Source organism: Mycobacterium sp. NPDC050441 (assembly GCF_040655355.1).
GTDB lineage: Bacteria > Actinomycetota > Actinomycetes > Mycobacteriales > Mycobacteriaceae > Mycobacterium.
Map to the genome: position 1 here is coordinate 424355 of NZ_JBFAJS010000004.1, position 16291 is coordinate 440645.

Sequence of the window (16291 nt, forward strand, 5' to 3'; positions counted from 1 at the left end):
TGCGGAGTCACTAGACGTTGAACTTCCCATCCTCAAGCCGCTGTAGGGCACGTCCGTCGGTCAGTTCGGTGCGGTAGTCGGGATGCTGCCAATAGAACCGCGCCCACTCGCGGAGCGCATGGCTGTCGGCGGTGATGGTGCCGGAGCCCAGCTTTGCGCTGCGGCCTTTGGGGAGGATGAAAACAATCAGATCGGTGAATGACGTCTTGCCCTTGAGGGGGTGATCCAGGATCTGTTCGACATCGTCCCACGTTCCACGTGCGAACGAATTCCACTGACCGTCCCACACCTCGAAACCGTGCGGATCCAATCGCAGGTGTTTTCCGTCTTGGTATTTGAACATCCGATAGAGGACCGGCGCGCCGTAGATGACGTAGAAAATGCAACCGGCCGGCAAAATCAGCCGGTTGGTGCTGGATGGAATGAAATCGACCATATCGAACTGCGCGAATATGAGGAATGCACCCGCGGACAGGACGCCCATCAGGAGGCCGATGCTGAATATCAGATCTGCATATCTCTGCGGACGGACTTGGGTGCCTTCGGGGCCGTACTCGCACCTCGGGTGTGCTGCCCCCGATAGTGGGTAAGCATGGTGAAACAGCAAGCTGAAGAGCAACAGCGATGCGCCGAGGCAGAGGGCTGCCGTCAAATAACTGCCGCGGGTGAACCAGATGACAGCCCAGACCGTGACGAAGCCGCCGCCGCCGATCAATATGGCGAAGATGAATGCCAGGCGGAGGTAACCGGAGGTTTTCATCGGGGGCAGAAGGTGTTGCCGATCCAGTTGCCGAGGGCTTCGCCGCCGAGCGCTGCGGTCAGGCCAATCGGGATGGCGAGCGGGCCTGTCTCTGACGCCGCGATTCCGGCGAGCGTACCGGCGGTAACCGAAGTGACACCCTCAGCTGTGGCGACGCATTTCTGAAAACTCGTCTCTGCCACGGCTATGTCCCACAATGAGGTGGCAATACTTACGCCCGGCCCGAAGTATTTTCCGGTAGCGCCGAGCGGGCTCAAAATTGGATGGTCGATGAGATTGATGGGAACATCTGCCTGACGACCATCCGGCGTACGGACGTAGGCGGTTTCCTTGCCATCGGGCCACTTCGTCACCTCGGCGATCGTGCCATTCGCGTATTGGGTAGTGCTGATGGTCTTTCCGGCCATCCCGTACTGAGCCCAATCCTCAAAAGTGACCGTCGTTGTTCTGGAAACCTCGTTGCCGTTCTTGTCGATATGCACGTCGGTGGTGAGCGGCCCTCGATCTGAGAAATTTGGTTTGGCATCGACAGTGTGGACGTTCTTGCTGCCGTCCATCATGTATCGGGTCGTGGTTGTCGCGACCGCTTCTCCGGTGGCGGGGTTGTACTGCGTCTCTACCTTCGTTTCCCGCACTGTCTGCGACATGTCGGTGTCGCGGAGGATGCCCTGCTGCAGCATTCCGATCGTTGACAGCGGGTTTGGCACCTCGTCGCCCGGCTTCTGAATTCCGGGAAACAGACTGCCCAGGCCGCCTGGGTTGGGCACCTCGAATCCGTGCTGTTGTGCCGCGCTCGTCACCTTCCCGGCGACGCTCTCGTCGGCCGCACCCACCTTCGCCAGCAACAAGTTGACATTGACCTGCTCGGACTGAGCACGCTTCTCCAGCGCAGCAGCCTGCTCGACGGTCATTTGACCGCCGTGGATCAACACCACCCATTGATCGCTGACATGCAATTGGCCGGTTGCGTCGATCTCGTCGGCCTTGTTCAGCAGTGGGGTGCGGGCACCTCCGATGGTGCCGGCACCCTCTTTGAACGCGTCGCCCACGGCGGTGGTGTATTTCGAGAAGTCGTCGGTCTGTTTTTTGGCCCGGTCGAACATCGCCGTGGCTGCGTTGTGCGCATCACCTGACCACGCTTTGGTCTCGGGCATCGTCGCGAGATTGCTGTTGATCCGCGAGACCGCGTCCCCGACGGCCGCACCGGAAGTCTTGATGGCTTCACCGGCGGGAGTCAGCGAGTCGGGATTCCAGCGTTCGAGACGAGGACGTGAGGGCAACACGGGTCAGAAGATCTTTCCGAAGCTGCCCGCCAGACCGGCGTCCGTGACCTCATAGCTGTTGCCCGCGCCGCGCACCGCGGTACCCATGTCGTTGACGCTGGTAGCGATTTTCTCGGCCACCTGTTTGACGTGTGCACCGACGAGCTGTGCCGCCCACTGCGTGGTCGATCCGTCCAAGCCGTTGGCCGCGGTGGAGACCTTGCTACCGACGTCAGCCTCGCGGATCAGCCCCGACGCGATATCCACCTGACCGGCAAAGGCACGCAGGACCTCGGGGTCAACCTCCATGACAGCCTCCGTTCCCCTGTTGGTTTGCTGTCTCGTCAAAGATGTTAAGGCAGGTCGGTGACCCCTCCGATCACCAATCTGGCTGCCCCGACGTGCTCACACCTGCCAGGACGACCAGCGCGTGACCTCGACGGTGACCACCGGACCATTGAGCGCAATTCGCTCGTACTGCGGGTACTTCGCGCGCAGAAGTCCATAGCCCGTGGCCATCTGGTCGCCGCTGTGATGGACCGTCGCCAGTCCGTCGGCCCGAACCCACCACAAGTGCGCCCACTCGTCGGCGTAGTGGTCGACCAGCAGGCTGACCCGGGAATCGCCTTCGATATTGGCCAGCCGGCGCAGCCGCTGGGTGGACTTCGGTTTGGCGTCCACTGCCGTGTAGATCGTGGCCGGTGTGGGTCCGTCGCCGGATCGCTGGACCGCGAACACCACCGGCACCAGATGCGGTGCGCCGTCCGGTCTCAGTGTCGCCAGGACCGCGGTGGGTGCCGTGGCGAATCGCATTGCGGCATCGAGATCGGCCATCACTCCAGACTATGTGGATGAAACCGGCAATGCGTCAGGGCGGCGGTAGGTCGCCGGACAGTCCACCGTCGTCCGGGAGCGGTGGCAGCTTCATGAGCTCGTCGTAGTTCGGGTCATCGCCCTCACCAGGTGGCGCGGGCCGATTCGGCATGACGATCGTGGGCCGGTAGTCCTCTGGCGGATTCTCGACGGGCGCGACACAGCCCACGCCGTATGTGGTGTTGGCAGGGACTCCCGCGTTATCGACGCAGCAGGTCGTGGCGACGGCGTCGAAGTTCTGGTCGGCTCCGGGTGCCGCCGTCGCGGTACACCTGTCATATCCCTGCGCGTCGAAGGCCGCCGTGGCGGGTGCGATCCCGAACTGAGCTCCGGCGCAGATGACCACAAAGGCGCCAGCTGTGGCGAGTGGACGCCGCCGACGTGCGAGGTTCGTGCGGATGGGCGTCATGGGCGCCACCCTAGTCAGCCGGGATCGCCGCCGTCCACTCACCGGGCGGCCCGCGGTGCCATTCGGGTCCAACAGATTTCACTCGAAGCGCGATGCCAAAATCCCAGGTCGCGGCGATGCCTCTCACGTTCGGTGAGGTCGCGATAGGGTGCCGGTGCGCGCGCTTGGTGACCGACGGAGGGTTTGGCAATGATCTCGTCCCGGATCGTGACAGCATCTGCTGCTCTGGCCGCATCGGCCCTCGTCGCGGTGGGTCTGGCGGCGTGCGCGCCGCCGCAGAAGGGTGCTGCCGGCGGCGACACCGATACCGGAGTCAAGGTCGCCGAGGCCAAGTCGGCAGCCGATTTCGGCGGGATGGACAAGCTCGTCGCGGTGGCCAAGGCCGAGGGCGAGCTCAATGTCATTGCGCTGCCCCCGGATTGGGCCAACTACGGCGCCATCATCAAGGCCTTCGAGGACAAGTACGGCATCGAGGTGAACTCGGCGCAGCCCGACGGTTCCAGCCAGGAAGAGATCAACGCGGCCAACCAGCAGAAGGGCAAGAGCACCGCGCCCGACGTGTTCGACCTGGGACAGTCGGTCGCTCTCGCGAACACCTCGATGTTCGCCCCATACAAGGTGGCCACGTTCGACGACATCCCGGAGAAGCTCAAGGACCCGGACGGCACCTGGGTCAACGACTACGCCGGCTTCATGTCCATCGGCTTCGATTCCACGAAGGTTCCGCCGATCACCTCAGTCGACGATCTGCTCAAGCCCGAATACCACGGCATGGTCGCGCTCAACGGGGATCCGACTCAGGCCGGCGCCGCGTTCGCCGGGGTGCTGATGGCGGCGGTGGCTCAGGGCGGGTCAGCCGATGACATCGCCCCCGGCGTCGCGTTCTTCGAAAAGCTCAACGAGGCAGGCAACTTCCTGCCGCTCGACCCGACCCCGGCCACCATCGAATCGGGGCAGACCCCCGTCGTGATCGACTGGAACTACCTCAACGGCACCGAGAGCCAGAAGGTCCCCGGCTGGCAGGTGATGGTTCCCCATGAGGCGCTGGTCGCCGGGTACTACTTCCAGGCGATCAGCAAGGACGCGCCGCATCCGGCGGCGGCCCGGTTGTGGCAGGAATTCCTGTTCAGCGACGAGGGCCAGAACCTGTATGCCAAGGGCGGGGTGCGCCCGGTGCGCGCCGACAACATGATTCTCGCCGGCACCGCCGACCGTGCCGCGTTCGGTCAGCTGCCCCCCATCGACGGCCCGGTGACCGTCGCGACCCAGGACCAAACCGAAAAGGCCAACAGGTATCTGGCAGACAACTGGGCCAAGGCGATCGGATGATGCCCTGAATGCCGGGTAGTACTTCGCGCCGGGACCTTCGCGCCGACATCCGTGACGCGCTGCCATTGCTGCCGTTTGTGGCGGTGGTGACGGTGTTCCTGATCGTCCCCACCGTGACGGTGATCGTCATGGCGTTCTTCGCCGACGGATCCTTCTCTCTTGACCGGATCGCAGCGCTGTTCTCCGGTACCGCGTTGACCGCGCTGGCGAAAAGTATTGCGCTGTCGGCCAGTACCGCGCTGATCGGGGCGGTACTCGGCGCCGCGCTGGCCTGGTTGATCGTCAGCAGCCCACCGGCGTCGATGCTTCGGCGCACGGTGCTGGCGCTGTGCAGTGTGCTGGCTCAGTTCGGCGGTGTGGCACTGGCTTTCGCATTTCTGGCCACCATCGGGCTCAACGGCGTGCTGACGCTGTGGGTCAGGGAGAACCTCGGCTGGGACCTGGCCGGCTCGGGTTGGTTGTACGGACTGGGCGGGCTGATCCTGGTCTACAGCTACTTCCAGATCCCCTTGATGGTGATCGTCTTCCTGCCCGCCCTCGAGGGGTTGCGTGAGCAGTGGCGCGAGGCCGCGGTGAGCCTCGGCGCGTCACGGTGGCAATACCTGCGGGAGGTCGCGGTGCCGCTGCTGACCCCGGCGTTCCTGGGATCGGCGTTGTTGTTGTTCGCCAATGCGTTTGCCGCCTATGCCACCGCGGCCGCCCTGGTCAGTCAGGGCAGTCCGATCGTGCCGTTGTTGATCCGCGCCGCACTCACCAGCGAGGTCGTGCTGGGTCAGTCCGGCTTCGCCTATGCGCTGGCGTGCGAGATGATCGTGGTGGTGGCCGTGGTGATGATCGCCTACAACGCGCTGGTGCGCCGCACGGCGAGGTGGCTCAAATGAATCGCGCTGCCCGCGTGGCGCTCTGGGTGGTGTTCGGCCTGTTCTTCCTGTTTCCCCTGTATGCCATGGCCGACTTCTCCACCCGCAACCTGCTCGCCGGCGGGCGCACCGGCGCGGCATGGCGCAACCTGGTCGCCGACGAGGCGTTGTATCAGGCCATTCTGATCTCACTGCTGCTCGCGGTGTTCACCGTCATCGCGATGCTGGTGCTGCTGGTTCCCACGATGATCTGGGTGCGCGTGCGGGTCCGCTGGGCCGCACCGATGGTGGAGTTTCTGTGCCTGCTGCCATTGACGATCCCGGCCCTGGTGATCGTGGTGGGCCTTCGCAACGTGTACCTGTGGGTCACTTACCTTCTCGGCGAATCGGCGCTCACCCTGACGTTCGTCTACGTGGTGCTGGTACTGCCGTTCGCCTACCGAGCAATCGATTCCGCGCTGTCGGCAATCGACCTGCAGACGTTGTCGGAGGCCGCCCGATCGCTCGGGGCCGGTTGGTTGTCGACGATCACCCGGGTGATCGTGCCCAACATCTGGTCCGGGATCCTGTCCGCGGCGTTCATTTCCATTGCGGTGGTGCTCGGTGAATACACCGTCGCCTCGCTGAGCGGCTTCGAGACGCTCCCGGTGCAGATCGTGGCGATCGGTAAGAGCGACGGCGCGACGTCGGTGGCGGCCTCGCTGGCCACCCTGCTGCTCGGATTCGCTCTGTTGTTGGTCTTGGCGGCGCTCACGCGGGGCCGCCGTCGAACGTTGGGAGTTCAGACATGAGTCTCGGTGCCGGTGTGCGGGTTGAACTTCGCGACCTCACCCGCACTTACGGCAACGTCCACGCGCTCGACGGGCTGAGCCTGTCCATCGAGCCCGGCGAGTTGGTGGCACTGCTCGGGCCGTCTGGCTGCGGCAAGACCACTGCGCTGCGAATCCTGGCCGGACTCGAGGAGGCCAGCTCCGGCACCGTGCTCGTCGGCGGCCGTGACATCAGCTCGGTGCCGGCGAACAAGCGGGATATGGGCATGGTGTTCCAGGCGTACAGCCTGTTCCCGCACCTGACCGTGTTGGACAACGTCGCGTTCGGCTTGAAGATGCGCGGAAAATCCAAGCAGGACAGACTGTTTCGAGCCGCAGACATGCTCGACCTGGTGGGTCTGGCGGCGCACAAGGGTAAGTACGCAAGTGAGTTGTCCGGGGGCGAACAGCAGCGGGTGGCGCTGGCCCGGGCCCTGGCGATCGAGCCAAGGGTGCTGCTGCTCGATGAGCCGCTGTCGGCACTCGATGCCAAGGTGCGTTCCCAATTGCGCGACGAGATCCGGCGGGTACAGCTCGAAGTCGGCATCACGACGTTGTTCGTGACCCACGACCAGGAGGAGGCCCTCGCGGTTGCGGACCGGGTCGGCGTGATGAGTCACGGCAAACTCGAGCAGCTCGCCACTCCCGCCGTGCTCTACTCGCGCCCGTCGACGCCGTTCGTCGCCGAATTCGTCGGCCTGCACAACAAGGTGCGCGCTCGGGTGTCGGGTGGACGGGCCAGACTGCTGGGCGCCGAGTTGCCGACGCTGCCCGGATCGATCAGCGCCGGGGCGGGTACCGCGATGGTTCGGCCGGAATCGGTCCGGGTGCGCGCCGATCCGGACGGGCCGGCGGTGGTGGAATCCGTGGCGTTCCTGGGCCCCACATCCCACGTGTACATGTCGCTGCCCGACGGCTCGCTGATCCACGCGCAGCTGCCCAGCTCCCGAGCCCGCGCCTTCCGGCCCGGCGTGGTGGTCAGCCTCGCCCTGGAGCGGGCGCCGGTGCTGGTGATCTAGCTCAGACGTCGGCCCTAGACGTCCTTGACGGGTTCGATGCCCAGATCGCGGTAGGTGACCAGCGCCGCGAACGGGACCCCGCGCTTGGCGAACCGTCCGGTGGCCACGTCGCCGCGGTCGACCATCGGGATGACTCCGGTGACGACGGCGCCGACGGCGGTGACCCGCTCGAAGGCGATCTCGGTGGAGCCGCCGGTACTGATCACGTCGTCGACCAGCAGCACGCGGGTGCCGGGCTCGAGCCGGGTGCCTTCGATCCACTGCTCGCGGCCACGTGACTTCTGTTCCTTGCGCACCGAGAACCAGGCCTTGCCGGTCACCATCGCCACACCGTGGGCCAGCGGGTCGGCGCCCATCGTCAGCCCGCCGACGGCGTCGAACTCGATACCGGTCGCGGCCGCCAGATCGGCGACCGCGCGACTCACGATGGTCATCCGCTCGCCGGTGTCGATGGCGAACTTGCCGTCGATGTAGTCGTGGCTCAGCTGTCCGCTGGCCAGCCGGAACGGTTCCTCACGGTGTTCGTAGCCGCGGGTGCGGATCAGGTCGAAGGCGGCTTGCCAGGTCTCCGGGCGCTCAGGCATACCCGCGATCGTATTGCACGGCGTGGCGGGGTCGCGGGCGTAGCCGGCGCGGTGCGCCGATCAAGCCTGAGCGCGCTGAGCCAACTCGACGGTGGCCGCCCGCAGCTCGCCGTACGAGCTGATCGGCGCGGCGTAGCCGACGCGGGTGTAGGCAATCCCGCGCTCGGTGGTGACCCGCAGATCCAGGCCGTAGCGGTCCGCCCCGGTGCACACTGCCGCGTCTGCGTCGGGATAGCCGCCGAGGGCACGGGCCATCTCGGCCAGCGAATCGGCGTGGTCGGCGTTGAGATGCTCGACCGCACCGGCGGCGTGCGGCGCGACGGGGTCGGGTTGGGCGGCGGCATAGGCCTCGCCGGTGGTCGAGTCCATCCGGCCGTATCCGCCGACCCAGCGCACGCGTCGTACACGCAGCACCCAGAGCGAGAAGTCGCTGAAATCGATGTAGTAGCGGGCGGCGGCCACCGCGTCCAGGTGGGCCTGGCGGGCCGCGGCGAGCTCGTCGCCGGTGGGCCGCTCGGCGACCCCGGCCAGCGTGACGCGGCTGCCGGCCAACGGATCTGACCCGGTGTCGGGGGCGACGACGGAGATGCTGGCCCGAGGGTCGCCGGCAAGGTTGCGGCCGTGCTCGGCCATGTTCGACACACAGAGCACCGGTGCGCCGGCCAGGAGCCCGTAGGTGACGAAGGACGCCCACGGGTCGCCGTCGGCGGTGAGCGAGGCCAGCGTGCCTGCGTTGGTCGACGCGGCGACGGTGCGGGCTTCCTCGGCTGCAGACGGACGTGCCCCCTCGACAACCTCCGTCAGTGGGGGAGGAACCGAGGGGGCATCACCGGGGTCGCCATGATCGCGTGTCACGCAGCGACCCTACCGTTCGTGCGTCGGGTGGATCAGCCGCCGAGCGCGGCGATCAGATCCTTGATCTGAGCGGTTTCGGCTTCGGTCGCGGGCTCCTCGGCCTCGACGGCCTCGATCAGGTCCTTACGTAGCCCGACGCCGTTGGCGGCTTCCTCGGTGGACAGCTTCGCTTTGCCGCGCGCAACGTAGAGACGCTGACCGAGCGTGGCGCCGGGGCCCTCGGACGCGGTCGTCATCAGCTCGTCGTAGCGGTGCCGCACGCCGCTGAGCGCCACGATGACCGACGGGGTGACGCGGCTGCGTCCCGCCGCCTCCGACAGCGACGTCTGCAGCTTGCGCAGACCGCTGAGGACGACTGCGGCGCGGTCGGCGTACTCCGGGTCGCCGACCGGCGGTAGCGCGTCGATCGCGGCGATGTACATGTGCATCGCTGCATCAGAAAGTCCAACGATTACTGGTGCTTCACCGTCATTAGGTGCCGACTCACCCACAGGCCATCCCTCGTCGAAAGTTTGTGCTCGCCGGCCCATAGCCGACGAGGAGATCAAATGCGGGGAAAACGTAACCCGTTGCTGTCTCTTATTCAACCGTTAGTTTTTCCGCAAACACGCGCACATTGGCGAATCACGTTGCTGCAGGATCGTTTCGGATCGCCACGCTCCGTGCCAGGTTCCGTGCAGGTGTCGGGGACGGACGAAGTGGGTACGTTTGGAAGCTGATGGACAACGTTCACGACGATCACTGCATGGTCGAGCATCCGACCGCCGAGGACTTCGGCCATGCCAGAACGCTGCCCACCGACCGTGACTGGTTCAAGCGGGCGGTGTTCTACGAGGTCCTGGTCCGGGCGTTCTACGACTCGAACGCCGACGGTGTCGGCGATCTGCGGGGTCTGACCCAACAACTCGACTACCTCAAATGGCTGGGTGTGGACTGCCTCTGGTTGCCGCCGTTCTACGATTCGCCGCTGCGTGACGGTGGCTACGACATCCGGGACTTCTACAAAGTGCTGCCGGAGTTCGGCACCGTGGAGGATTTCGTCACGCTATTGGACGGCGCACATCGACGTGGTATTCGAGTCATCACCGACCTGGTGATGAACCACACCTCCGACTCGCACGCCTGGTTCCAGGAGTCGCGGAACAACCCCGACGGCCCCTACGGAGACTTCTACGTCTGGAGCGACACCAGCGACCGGTACGCCGACGCGCGCATCATCTTCGTCGACACCGAGGAGTCGAACTGGACGTTCGACCCGGTGCGCCGGCAGTTCTACTGGCACCGGTTCTTCTCGCATCAACCGGACCTGAACTACGAGAATCCAGCCGTGCAGGAGGCGATGATCGACGTCCTGCGATTCTGGCTGGATCTGGGTATCGACGGTTTCCGGTTGGACGCGGTGCCCTACCTGTTCGAACGCGAGGGCACCAATTGCGAGAACCTGCCCGAGACGCACGCTTTCCTCAAGCGCTGCCGCAAGGTGGTCGACGACGAGTTCCCGGGCCGGGTGCTCCTGGCCGAGGCCAATCAGTGGCCCGCCGACGTGGTCGAGTATTTCGGCGATCCGGCCACCGGCGGCGACGAATGCCACATGGCCTTCCATTTCCCGCTGATGCCGCGGATCTTCATGGCGGTGCGACGGGAGTCGAGGTTCCCGATCTCCGAGATACTGGCCCAGACGCCGGCGATCCCGGACACGGCACACTGGGCGATCTTCCTGCGCAATCACGACGAGCTGACCCTGGAGATGGTCACCGACGACGAGCGTGACTACATGTACGCCGAGTACGCCAAGGATCCGCGGATGAAGGCCAACGTCGGTATCCGCCGCCGGCTGGCTCCGCTGCTGGAGAACGACCGCAACCAGATCGAGTTGTTCACCGCGCTACTGCTGTCCCTGCCCGGATCACCGATGCTCTACTACGGCGACGAGATCGGCATGGGCGACATCATCTGGCTGGGCGACCGCGACAGCGTGCGTACCCCGATGCAGTGGACGCCGGACCGCAACACGGGGTTCTCCACCGCCAACCCGGGCCGGCTCTACCTGCCGCCGAACCAGGACGCGGTCTACGGGTACCAGTCGGTGAATGTCGAAGCCCAGCGCGACAGTTCGACGTCGCTGCTGAACTGGACCCGCAGCATGCTGGCCGTGCGCGGCCGCCACGACGCGTTCGCGCTCGGGACGTTCCGCGAGCTTGGTGGCTCCAATCCGTCGGTGCTGGCATACGTCCGTCAGCTCGACGAGGAAGCCGGAGTCGCCGGTGACGCCATACTCTGTGTGAACAACCTGTCGCGGTTCCCGCAGCCGATCGAGCTGAATCTGCAGGAGTGGAGCGGATACACGCCCATCGAGATGTCCGGCTACGTCGAGTTCCCCAGTATCGGTCAGCTGCCGTACCTGCTGACCCTTCCCGGCCACGGGTTCTACTGGTTTGAGCTTCGCGGGCCCGAGCGAGAGGCCGCACAGCAATGAGTCTCGAATTCGGTGACTGGCTGAGTCAGCAGCGCTGGTACGCCGGCCGCGGCCGCGAGTTGGCCGCCGCCACACCAGGTCTGGTGCTCGAGTTGAACGAGGACCTCGACCTGACGCTGCTGCACGTGTCCTACGTCGACGGAACCACCGAGCGCTACCAGGTGCTGGTGAAGTGGGATGCGGACCCGATCGAGGAGTACAGCTCCGTGGCCACGATCGGCAGCGACGCCGGGCGGACCGGCTATGACGCCCTCTATGACCAGGACGCCGCGCGGTACCTGCTGGAGCTGGTCGACCGTTCGGCCACGGTGGGCGTCATGAGGTGCAGCAAGGAGCCGGAGGCCACCCTGCCCCTGGAGGCGCTGCCCCGGGTGTCGGCAGCCGAGCAGAGCAACACCAGCGTGGTGTTCGGGCAGGACGCCGTGCTCAAGATGTTCCGGCGGATCACCGCGGGCACCAACCCCGACATCGAGCTCAACCGGGTGCTGGCCCGGGCCGGCAACCCGCATGTGGCCAGGTTGCTCGGATCGATCGATATCGACTGGGACGGTGAGTCTTTCGCGCTGGGGATGGTGACCGAGTTCGCCGCGAATTCCGCCGAGGGCTGGGATATGGCCAACGCCAGCACCCGCGACCTGTTCGCCGAGGGCGATCTGTACGCCGACGAGGTCGGCGGTGACTTCGCCGCCGAGTCCCACCGGCTGGGGGAGGCCGTGGCCTCGGTGCACGCGTGCCTGGCCGAGCAGCTCGGCACCGAGTCGGTGCCGTTCCCGGCCGAGCTCATGTCCGCGCGGCTGGCCACCGCCGCGGAGGCGGTACCCGAACTGCGCGAGCATGTCTCGTTGATCGAGGACCGCTACCGCAAGCTGGCCGACGAGCAGGTCGGTGTGCAGCGGGTGCACGGCGACCTGCATCTCGGGCAGGTGCTGCGCACGCCGGAACACTGGCTGCTGATCGATTTCGAGGGCGAGCCCGGCCAGCCGTTGCAGTTGCGGCGCAGCCCCGACTCCCCGCTGCGCGACGTTGCGGGCATGTTGAGGTCTTTCGACTACGCGGCGTATGCCCGCCTGTTGGACCTGGCAGGAGACGATGACCGGGCCCGGCAGTTGGCGGCCCGGGCCCGGGAGTGGGCCGACCGCAACAGCACGGCGTTCTGCGACGGCTATGCCGCGGTGGCGGGCGCCGATCCACGCGAGCACGCCGCGTTGTTGGCGGCCTACGAGCTGGACAAGGCGGTCTATGAGGCGGCCTACGAAGCCCGGTTCCGGCCGAGCTGGCTGCCCGTACCGCTGGGATCGGTGACTCGCCTGATCGGCTGATATCTTCATTAGTATGCCTAATCAGCCTGCGCGCCGACCGGCGTCCGACGGGCTGCTGATCGCCGTTCTCGCGGCGGCCGGTATCAGCGTCTCGCTCATGCAGACCCTGATCATCCCGTTGATCCCGCAGTTGCCTGCGCTGCTCGACACCACCGGAGCCAACGCATCGTGGGCGATCACCGCGACCCTGCTGACCGGCGCCGTCGCCACCCCCATGCTGGGCCGGCTCGGAGACATGTACGGCCCCAAGTGGATTCTCGTGTTGTGCGCTGCACTGCTGTTCATCGGATCGGTGATCGCGGCCCTGACCACCTCGCTGATCCCCTTGATCATCGGGCGGGGGCTGCAGGGGTTCGGCGCCCCGGTGATCCCGCTCGGCATCAGCGTGCTGCGTGCCGCCCTGCCTCCCGAGCGGGTGGCCTCGGCCATGGGGTTGATGAGTGCGTCATTGGGCGTCGGCGGCGCGCTGGGCCTGCCGTTGTCGGCCGTGATCGCCGAACAGTTCAACTGGCATGCACTGTTCTGGTGTGCGGCCGCACTCGGCCTGGCCTCGGGAGTCCTGTTCGTCCTGCTGGTGCCCGACCTCGAACCGGTGTCCGCCGATCACCGCTTCGACCCGATCGGCGCCGTCGCGCTGGGCGCCGGCCTGGTGCTGCTGTTGCTGCCGATCTCCAAGGGCTCGATGTGGGGCTGGACCAGTGCTCCCACGTTGGGCATGTTCGTCGCCGCCGCGGTGACCTTCGGGTTGTTCACCTGGTGGCAGTACCGGGTGCCCTCGCCGATCGTGGACATGCGGACCACGTTGAAACGGCCTGTGCTGCTGACGAATCTGGCTTCCATCGCGGTGGGCTTCGGCATGTTCGCGCTGTCGCTGGTGGGCCCCCAGTTGCTGGAGATGCCCCGCGAAACCGGATTCGGCCTGGGGCAGAGCATGATCGCCACCGGTCTGTGGATGGCGCCCGGCGGCCTGGCGATGATGGCGGCGGCTCCGATCGCCGCACGGGTGGTGTCGACGCGCGGGCCGAAGATCGTGCTGGTGATCGGCAGCACGATCATCGCCGCGGGCTACCTGGCCGGCACCCTGATGCTCGGCAGCCCCGTCGGCCTGTTGGTGCTCGGCCTGATCGTCAGCTTCGGCGTCGGGTTCGCCTTCGCGGCGCTGCCCGCCTTGATCAACGCAGCGGTGCCGGTGTCGGAAACCGCGTCTGCCAACAGCATCAACTCACTGGCCCGCTCACTGGGCACCTCGACGTCGAGCGCGGTGATGACCGCGGTGCTGGCCCAGCTGACCATCAACTTCGCCGGGCACGTGTTGCCGTCGCTGGATGGGTTCCGCACCGCGCTGCTGATTGCCGCGGCCGCGGCCGCCGGCGCCGCACTCATCGCCGTGGCGATTCCGAAAGGGCCCCGGCCGGGGGTACCGGGCGAGGCCCTCTCGGAGCAATTCCGTTCAGAGCGTGGCGATCTCGTAGCTGTCGAGCTGATCGACCAGCGTCCGTAGCTGATCGGCGGACGAGCCCAGGGTGTGCTCGATCGCGGTCAGCCGGGCGGCGTAGTGCCCGATCGGGTACTCGGCGGTGACACCGATACCGCCGTGCAACTGGATCGACTCCTGCGAGATGTGCCGTCCCGAGCGGCCGATCTGCAGTTTGGCCCGCGCCGCGATCACCGGGTCGAGCTGACCGTCGGCGATGGACATCGCGGCGTAAGTGCCCATGCTGCGCGCCAGTTCGAGCGACATGTACATGTCGGCGGCCCGCTGGGTCAGCGTCTGGAACTTGCTGAGCGTGACCCCGAACTGCTTGCGGGCCTTGAGGTAATCAGCGGTCAGCCGCAGGGATTCATCCATCACTCCGACCGCCTCGGCGCACAGGCCCGCAGAGATCCGGACCAGGGCATTGGCGATCGCGTCGCCGGCGTCGGCGGCTTCGCCGAGCGGTTCGGCCGCAGTGGAATCCAGACCGATCTGGGCGCCGCGCTGGCCGTCGAAGGTGCGGTAGCCCTGGCGCGTGACATTTGCCGCGTCGACCAGGAACAACCCGGTACCGCCATCTGGCAGGGCCGCGCTGACGATCAATGTATCGGCGACGTCACCGGCCAGTACCGGGTTCTTGGTGCCGGTCAGCGTCCACCCATCCCCGCTGCGCGTCGCGGCAGTCGTCACACCGGCTGATCCGCGCACCCCTGGTTCGGAGTGGGCGAAGGCCAGAATCCGCTCGCCGGAGGCGACTTCGTCGAGAAGTGCACGCTGGGCGTCGGTGCCGGCCTCGGCGATGATCGCGCCGGGACCGATCGCCCCGTGCAGTACCGGTTCGGGTGCCAATCGGCGCCCGATCTCGTTGAGCACCACCATGATCTCGATCTGGCCACCGGAGTCCTCATCGAAACCCAGCCCCAGAACGCCGACCTCGGCGAGCTGTCCCCATACCGTGCGGTCGAATCCGGGCTCGGTCTCGACCACCTTGTTGCGCTTTTCGGTGTCGTAGCCCGACAGCAGGTCGCGGGTGGTGTCGGCCAGCAGGGTCTGTTCGTCAGTTAGCTGAAAGTCCATGGCTCAACTCACAATCCGAGAATGGTGGACGCGATGATGGTGCGCTGCACCTCGTTGCTACCGCCGTAGATCGAGGTCTTGCGGTAGTTGAGGTAATGCGGGGCGGCGTGCTGGGCCCATTCCGGCGAGGCGATGTCGCCGGCCTCATACGGCAGCGCGTCGGCGCCGGCGACCTCGACGAGCAGTTCGGTGGCGGTCTGCTGCAGCTGGCTGCCGCGCAGCTTCAACACCGACGAGGCCGGGCTGGGCTTGCCGTCGGCCGAATCGGAGGTCACCCGCATCTGGGTGACCTCCAGTGCCAGCACGTCGTTTTCGGCCTCGGCCAGACGCGCGGCGAACAGCGGATCGGCCAGCAGACCATTGGCCGCGGCGCGTTCCTTCACCTCGGCGAGACGCACCTTGGTCCGGGCCACCTGGGCGATCCCGGTGCGCTCGTTGCCGAGCAGGAACTTCGCGTAGGTCCAGCCCTGGTTCTCCTCGCCGACGAGCTGGTCGGCGGGCACGCGGACATCGGAGAAAAACACCTCGTTGACCTCGACGCTGCCGTCGATCAGCTTGATCGGGCGGAGCGTGATGCCGGGGGTGTTCATGTCCATCAGCAGGAACGAGATGCCGGCCTGCTTCTTGGGCGCCTGCGGGTCCGTGCGGACCAGGCAGAAGATCCAGTCGGCGTGCTGGCCCAGCGTGGTCCAGGTCTTCTGACCATTGACCACGTAGGTGTCCCCGTCGCGTATCGCGGTGGTGCGCAACGAGGCCAGGTCCGAGCCGGCCTCCGGCTCAGAAAATCCTTGGCACCACCAGATGTCCAGCGCGGCGGTGGGGGGAAGGAAGCGTTCTTTGATCTCCTGGGAGCCGAATTCGGCGATTACCGGGCCGACCATCCTGGCGTTGAACGTCAGGGGCTCGGGGACGCTGGCCAGTTGCATCTCGTCGAGCCAGATCTGCATCTGATTGGGCGTCCAGTCCTTGCCGCCCCACTCGACCGGCCAGTTGGGGACCGCCAGCCCGTGCTCGTGCAGGATCTTGTGCGCAGTGACGATCCCCTCTTTGCCGAGGGGCAACCCGAGCCGATTCTGTTCGCGAAGCTCGGCGGGGATCTTCGTCGTATAGAAGGTGCGCAGCTCATCGCGGAAAGCTGCTTCCTCCGGTGTGAGCGCCAGTTGCATGACCGTCTCCCTGTCGGTG

The 16291-nt window shown here is 66.2% G+C and carries 17 protein-coding genes; 7 read left to right on the forward strand and 10 right to left on the reverse strand.

Going from position 1 to position 16291, the window contains the following annotated elements; translation table 11 throughout:
• Positions 1 to 10 precede the first annotated feature (10 nt).
• The 5 genes from AB0I14_RS14945 to AB0I14_RS14965 all read right to left on the reverse strand — a co-directional run bounded on the left by AB0I14_RS14945 (position 11) and on the right by AB0I14_RS14965 (position 3304).
• A complete protein-coding gene (locus AB0I14_RS14945) occupies positions 11 to 760 on the reverse strand; it encodes a hypothetical protein (RefSeq protein WP_358022396.1) in 750 nt (249 codons plus the stop codon).
• A complete protein-coding gene (locus AB0I14_RS14950) occupies positions 757 to 2043 on the reverse strand; it encodes a hypothetical protein (protein WP_358022399.1) in 1287 nt (428 codons plus the stop codon). Before AB0I14_RS14950 ends, AB0I14_RS14945 begins: the two co-directional genes overlap by 4 nt.
• A 3-nt stretch (positions 2044 to 2046) precedes the next feature.
• Complete coding sequence (locus AB0I14_RS14955) at positions 2047 to 2331, reverse strand: type VII secretion target (protein ID WP_358022402.1); 285 nt, start codon at positions 2329 to 2331, stop codon at positions 2047 to 2049.
• 96 nt (positions 2332 to 2427) lie between these two features.
• Positions 2428 to 2856: a TIGR03668 family PPOX class F420-dependent oxidoreductase gene (locus AB0I14_RS14960; protein ID WP_358022405.1), complete on the reverse strand. Its 429-nt coding sequence runs from the start codon at positions 2854 to 2856 to the stop codon at positions 2428 to 2430.
• Between the two features lie 34 nt (positions 2857 to 2890).
• A complete protein-coding gene (locus tag AB0I14_RS14965; protein ID WP_358022409.1) occupies positions 2891 to 3304 on the reverse strand; it encodes a hypothetical protein in 414 nt (137 codons plus the stop codon).
• Between the two features lie 189 nt (positions 3305 to 3493).
• Here AB0I14_RS14965 and AB0I14_RS14970 point away from each other — a divergent pair, with 189 nt between their 5' ends.
• From AB0I14_RS14970 to AB0I14_RS14985, 4 genes are read left to right on the forward strand one after another with little or no spacing between them, the layout of a single operon-like run.
• Complete coding sequence (locus AB0I14_RS14970) at positions 3494 to 4633, forward strand: extracellular solute-binding protein (protein ID WP_358022412.1); 1140 nt, start codon at positions 3494 to 3496, stop codon at positions 4631 to 4633.
• An 8-nt stretch (positions 4634 to 4641) separates the two neighbouring features.
• Positions 4642 to 5514: an ABC transporter permease subunit gene (locus tag AB0I14_RS14975; RefSeq protein ID WP_358022415.1), complete on the forward strand. Its 873-nt coding sequence runs from the start codon at positions 4642 to 4644 to the stop codon at positions 5512 to 5514.
• The gene (locus tag AB0I14_RS14980) at positions 5511 to 6284 is read left to right on the forward strand and encodes an ABC transporter permease subunit (RefSeq protein ID WP_358022418.1); all 774 of its coding nucleotides are present in this window, start codon (positions 5511 to 5513) and stop codon (positions 6282 to 6284) included. Before AB0I14_RS14975 ends, AB0I14_RS14980 begins: the two co-directional genes overlap by 4 nt.
• The gene (locus tag AB0I14_RS14985; RefSeq protein WP_358022421.1) at positions 6281 to 7321 is read left to right on the forward strand and encodes an ABC transporter ATP-binding protein; all 1041 of its coding nucleotides are present in this window, start codon (positions 6281 to 6283) and stop codon (positions 7319 to 7321) included. The genes AB0I14_RS14980 and AB0I14_RS14985 overlap by 4 nt, the downstream gene beginning before the upstream one ends.
• 14 nt (positions 7322 to 7335) lie before the next feature.
• Here AB0I14_RS14985 and pyrE read toward each other — a convergent pair whose 3' ends face one another.
• The 3 genes from pyrE to AB0I14_RS15000 are packed head-to-tail and all read right to left on the reverse strand — an operon-like array spanning position 7336 to position 9182.
• A complete protein-coding gene (pyrE, locus tag AB0I14_RS14990; protein WP_358022424.1) occupies positions 7336 to 7905 on the reverse strand; it encodes an orotate phosphoribosyltransferase in 570 nt (189 codons plus the stop codon).
• A gap of 60 nt (positions 7906 to 7965) precedes the next feature.
• Positions 7966 to 8760, reverse strand: coding sequence for a DUF2470 domain-containing protein (locus AB0I14_RS14995; protein ID WP_358022427.1), 795 nt, complete (start codon positions 8758 to 8760; stop codon positions 7966 to 7968).
• 32 nt (positions 8761 to 8792) lie between these two features.
• Positions 8793 to 9182, reverse strand: a complete 390-nt coding sequence (locus AB0I14_RS15000; protein ID WP_358022865.1) for a hypothetical protein — start codon at positions 9180 to 9182, stop codon at positions 8793 to 8795.
• A gap of 296 nt (positions 9183 to 9478) precedes the next feature.
• On the opposite strand from AB0I14_RS15000, the gene treS reads away from it, so the two are divergent.
• The 3 genes from treS to AB0I14_RS15015 are packed head-to-tail and all read left to right on the forward strand — an operon-like array spanning position 9479 to position 14056.
• Positions 9479 to 11236, forward strand: a complete 1758-nt coding sequence (treS, locus tag AB0I14_RS15005; RefSeq protein ID WP_358022430.1) for a maltose alpha-D-glucosyltransferase — start codon at positions 9479 to 9481, stop codon at positions 11234 to 11236.
• Positions 11233 to 12555 carry a maltokinase gene (locus AB0I14_RS15010; protein WP_358022433.1) on the forward strand — a complete coding sequence of 441 codons (1323 nt, stop codon included), beginning with the start codon at positions 11233 to 11235 and terminating at the stop codon, positions 12553 to 12555. The genes treS and AB0I14_RS15010 overlap by 4 nt, the downstream gene beginning before the upstream one ends.
• A gap of 13 nt (positions 12556 to 12568) precedes the next feature.
• On the forward strand, positions 12569 to 14056 hold the full coding sequence (locus tag AB0I14_RS15015) for an MFS transporter (protein WP_358022436.1): 1488 nt from the start codon (positions 12569 to 12571) through the stop codon (positions 14054 to 14056).
• On the opposite strand, the gene AB0I14_RS15020 is transcribed toward AB0I14_RS15015, so the two are convergent.
• Both AB0I14_RS15020 and AB0I14_RS15025 read right to left on the reverse strand, forming a co-directional pair.
• Positions 14006 to 15106: an acyl-CoA dehydrogenase family protein gene (locus tag AB0I14_RS15020; protein ID WP_358022439.1), complete on the reverse strand. Its 1101-nt coding sequence runs from the start codon at positions 15104 to 15106 to the stop codon at positions 14006 to 14008. The two genes, AB0I14_RS15015 and AB0I14_RS15020, sit on opposite strands and share 51 nt — an antisense overlap.
• An 8-nt stretch (positions 15107 to 15114) precedes the next feature.
• Positions 15115 to 16272, reverse strand: coding sequence for an acyl-CoA dehydrogenase family protein (locus AB0I14_RS15025; protein ID WP_358022442.1), 1158 nt, complete (start codon positions 16270 to 16272; stop codon positions 15115 to 15117).
• Positions 16273 to 16291 lie beyond the last annotated feature (19 nt).

Bases quoted from the DNA above. Each gene is read 5' to 3' on its own strand.
- AB0I14_RS15020 (WP_358022439.1), bottom strand. From the start codon at position 15,106: ATGGACTTTCAGCTAACTGACGAACAGACCCTGCTGGCCGACACCACC.
- AB0I14_RS15000 (WP_358022865.1), bottom strand. From the start codon at position 9,182: ATGTACATCGCCGCGATCGACGCGCTACCGCCGGTCGGCGACCCGGAG.
- pyrE (WP_358022424.1), bottom strand. From the start codon at position 7,905: ATGCCTGAGCGCCCGGAGACCTGGCAAGCCGCCTTCGACCTGATCCGC.
- AB0I14_RS15015 (WP_358022436.1), top strand. From the start codon at position 12,569: ATGCCTAATCAGCCTGCGCGCCGACCGGCGTCCGACGGGCTGCTGATC.
- AB0I14_RS14980 (WP_358022418.1), top strand. From the start codon at position 5,511: ATGAATCGCGCTGCCCGCGTGGCGCTCTGGGTGGTGTTCGGCCTGTTC.
- AB0I14_RS14945 (WP_358022396.1), bottom strand. From the start codon at position 760: ATGAAAACCTCCGGTTACCTCCGCCTGGCATTCATCTTCGCCATATTG.
- AB0I14_RS14970 (WP_358022412.1), top strand. From the start codon at position 3,494: ATGATCTCGTCCCGGATCGTGACAGCATCTGCTGCTCTGGCCGCATCG.
- AB0I14_RS14960 (WP_358022405.1), bottom strand. From the start codon at position 2,856: ATGGCCGATCTCGATGCCGCAATGCGATTCGCCACGGCACCCACCGCG.
- AB0I14_RS14965 (WP_358022409.1), bottom strand. From the start codon at position 3,304: ATGACGCCCATCCGCACGAACCTCGCACGTCGGCGGCGTCCACTCGCC.
- treS (WP_358022430.1), top strand. From the start codon at position 9,479: ATGGACAACGTTCACGACGATCACTGCATGGTCGAGCATCCGACCGCC.
- AB0I14_RS14975 (WP_358022415.1), top strand. From the start codon at position 4,642: ATGCCGGGTAGTACTTCGCGCCGGGACCTTCGCGCCGACATCCGTGAC.
- AB0I14_RS15025 (WP_358022442.1), bottom strand. From the start codon at position 16,272: ATGCAACTGGCGCTCACACCGGAGGAAGCAGCTTTCCGCGATGAGCTG.
- AB0I14_RS14955 (WP_358022402.1), bottom strand. From the start codon at position 2,331: ATGGAGGTTGACCCCGAGGTCCTGCGTGCCTTTGCCGGTCAGGTGGAT.
- AB0I14_RS14985 (WP_358022421.1), top strand. From the start codon at position 6,281: ATGAGTCTCGGTGCCGGTGTGCGGGTTGAACTTCGCGACCTCACCCGC.
- AB0I14_RS15010 (WP_358022433.1), top strand. From the start codon at position 11,233: ATGAGTCTCGAATTCGGTGACTGGCTGAGTCAGCAGCGCTGGTACGCC.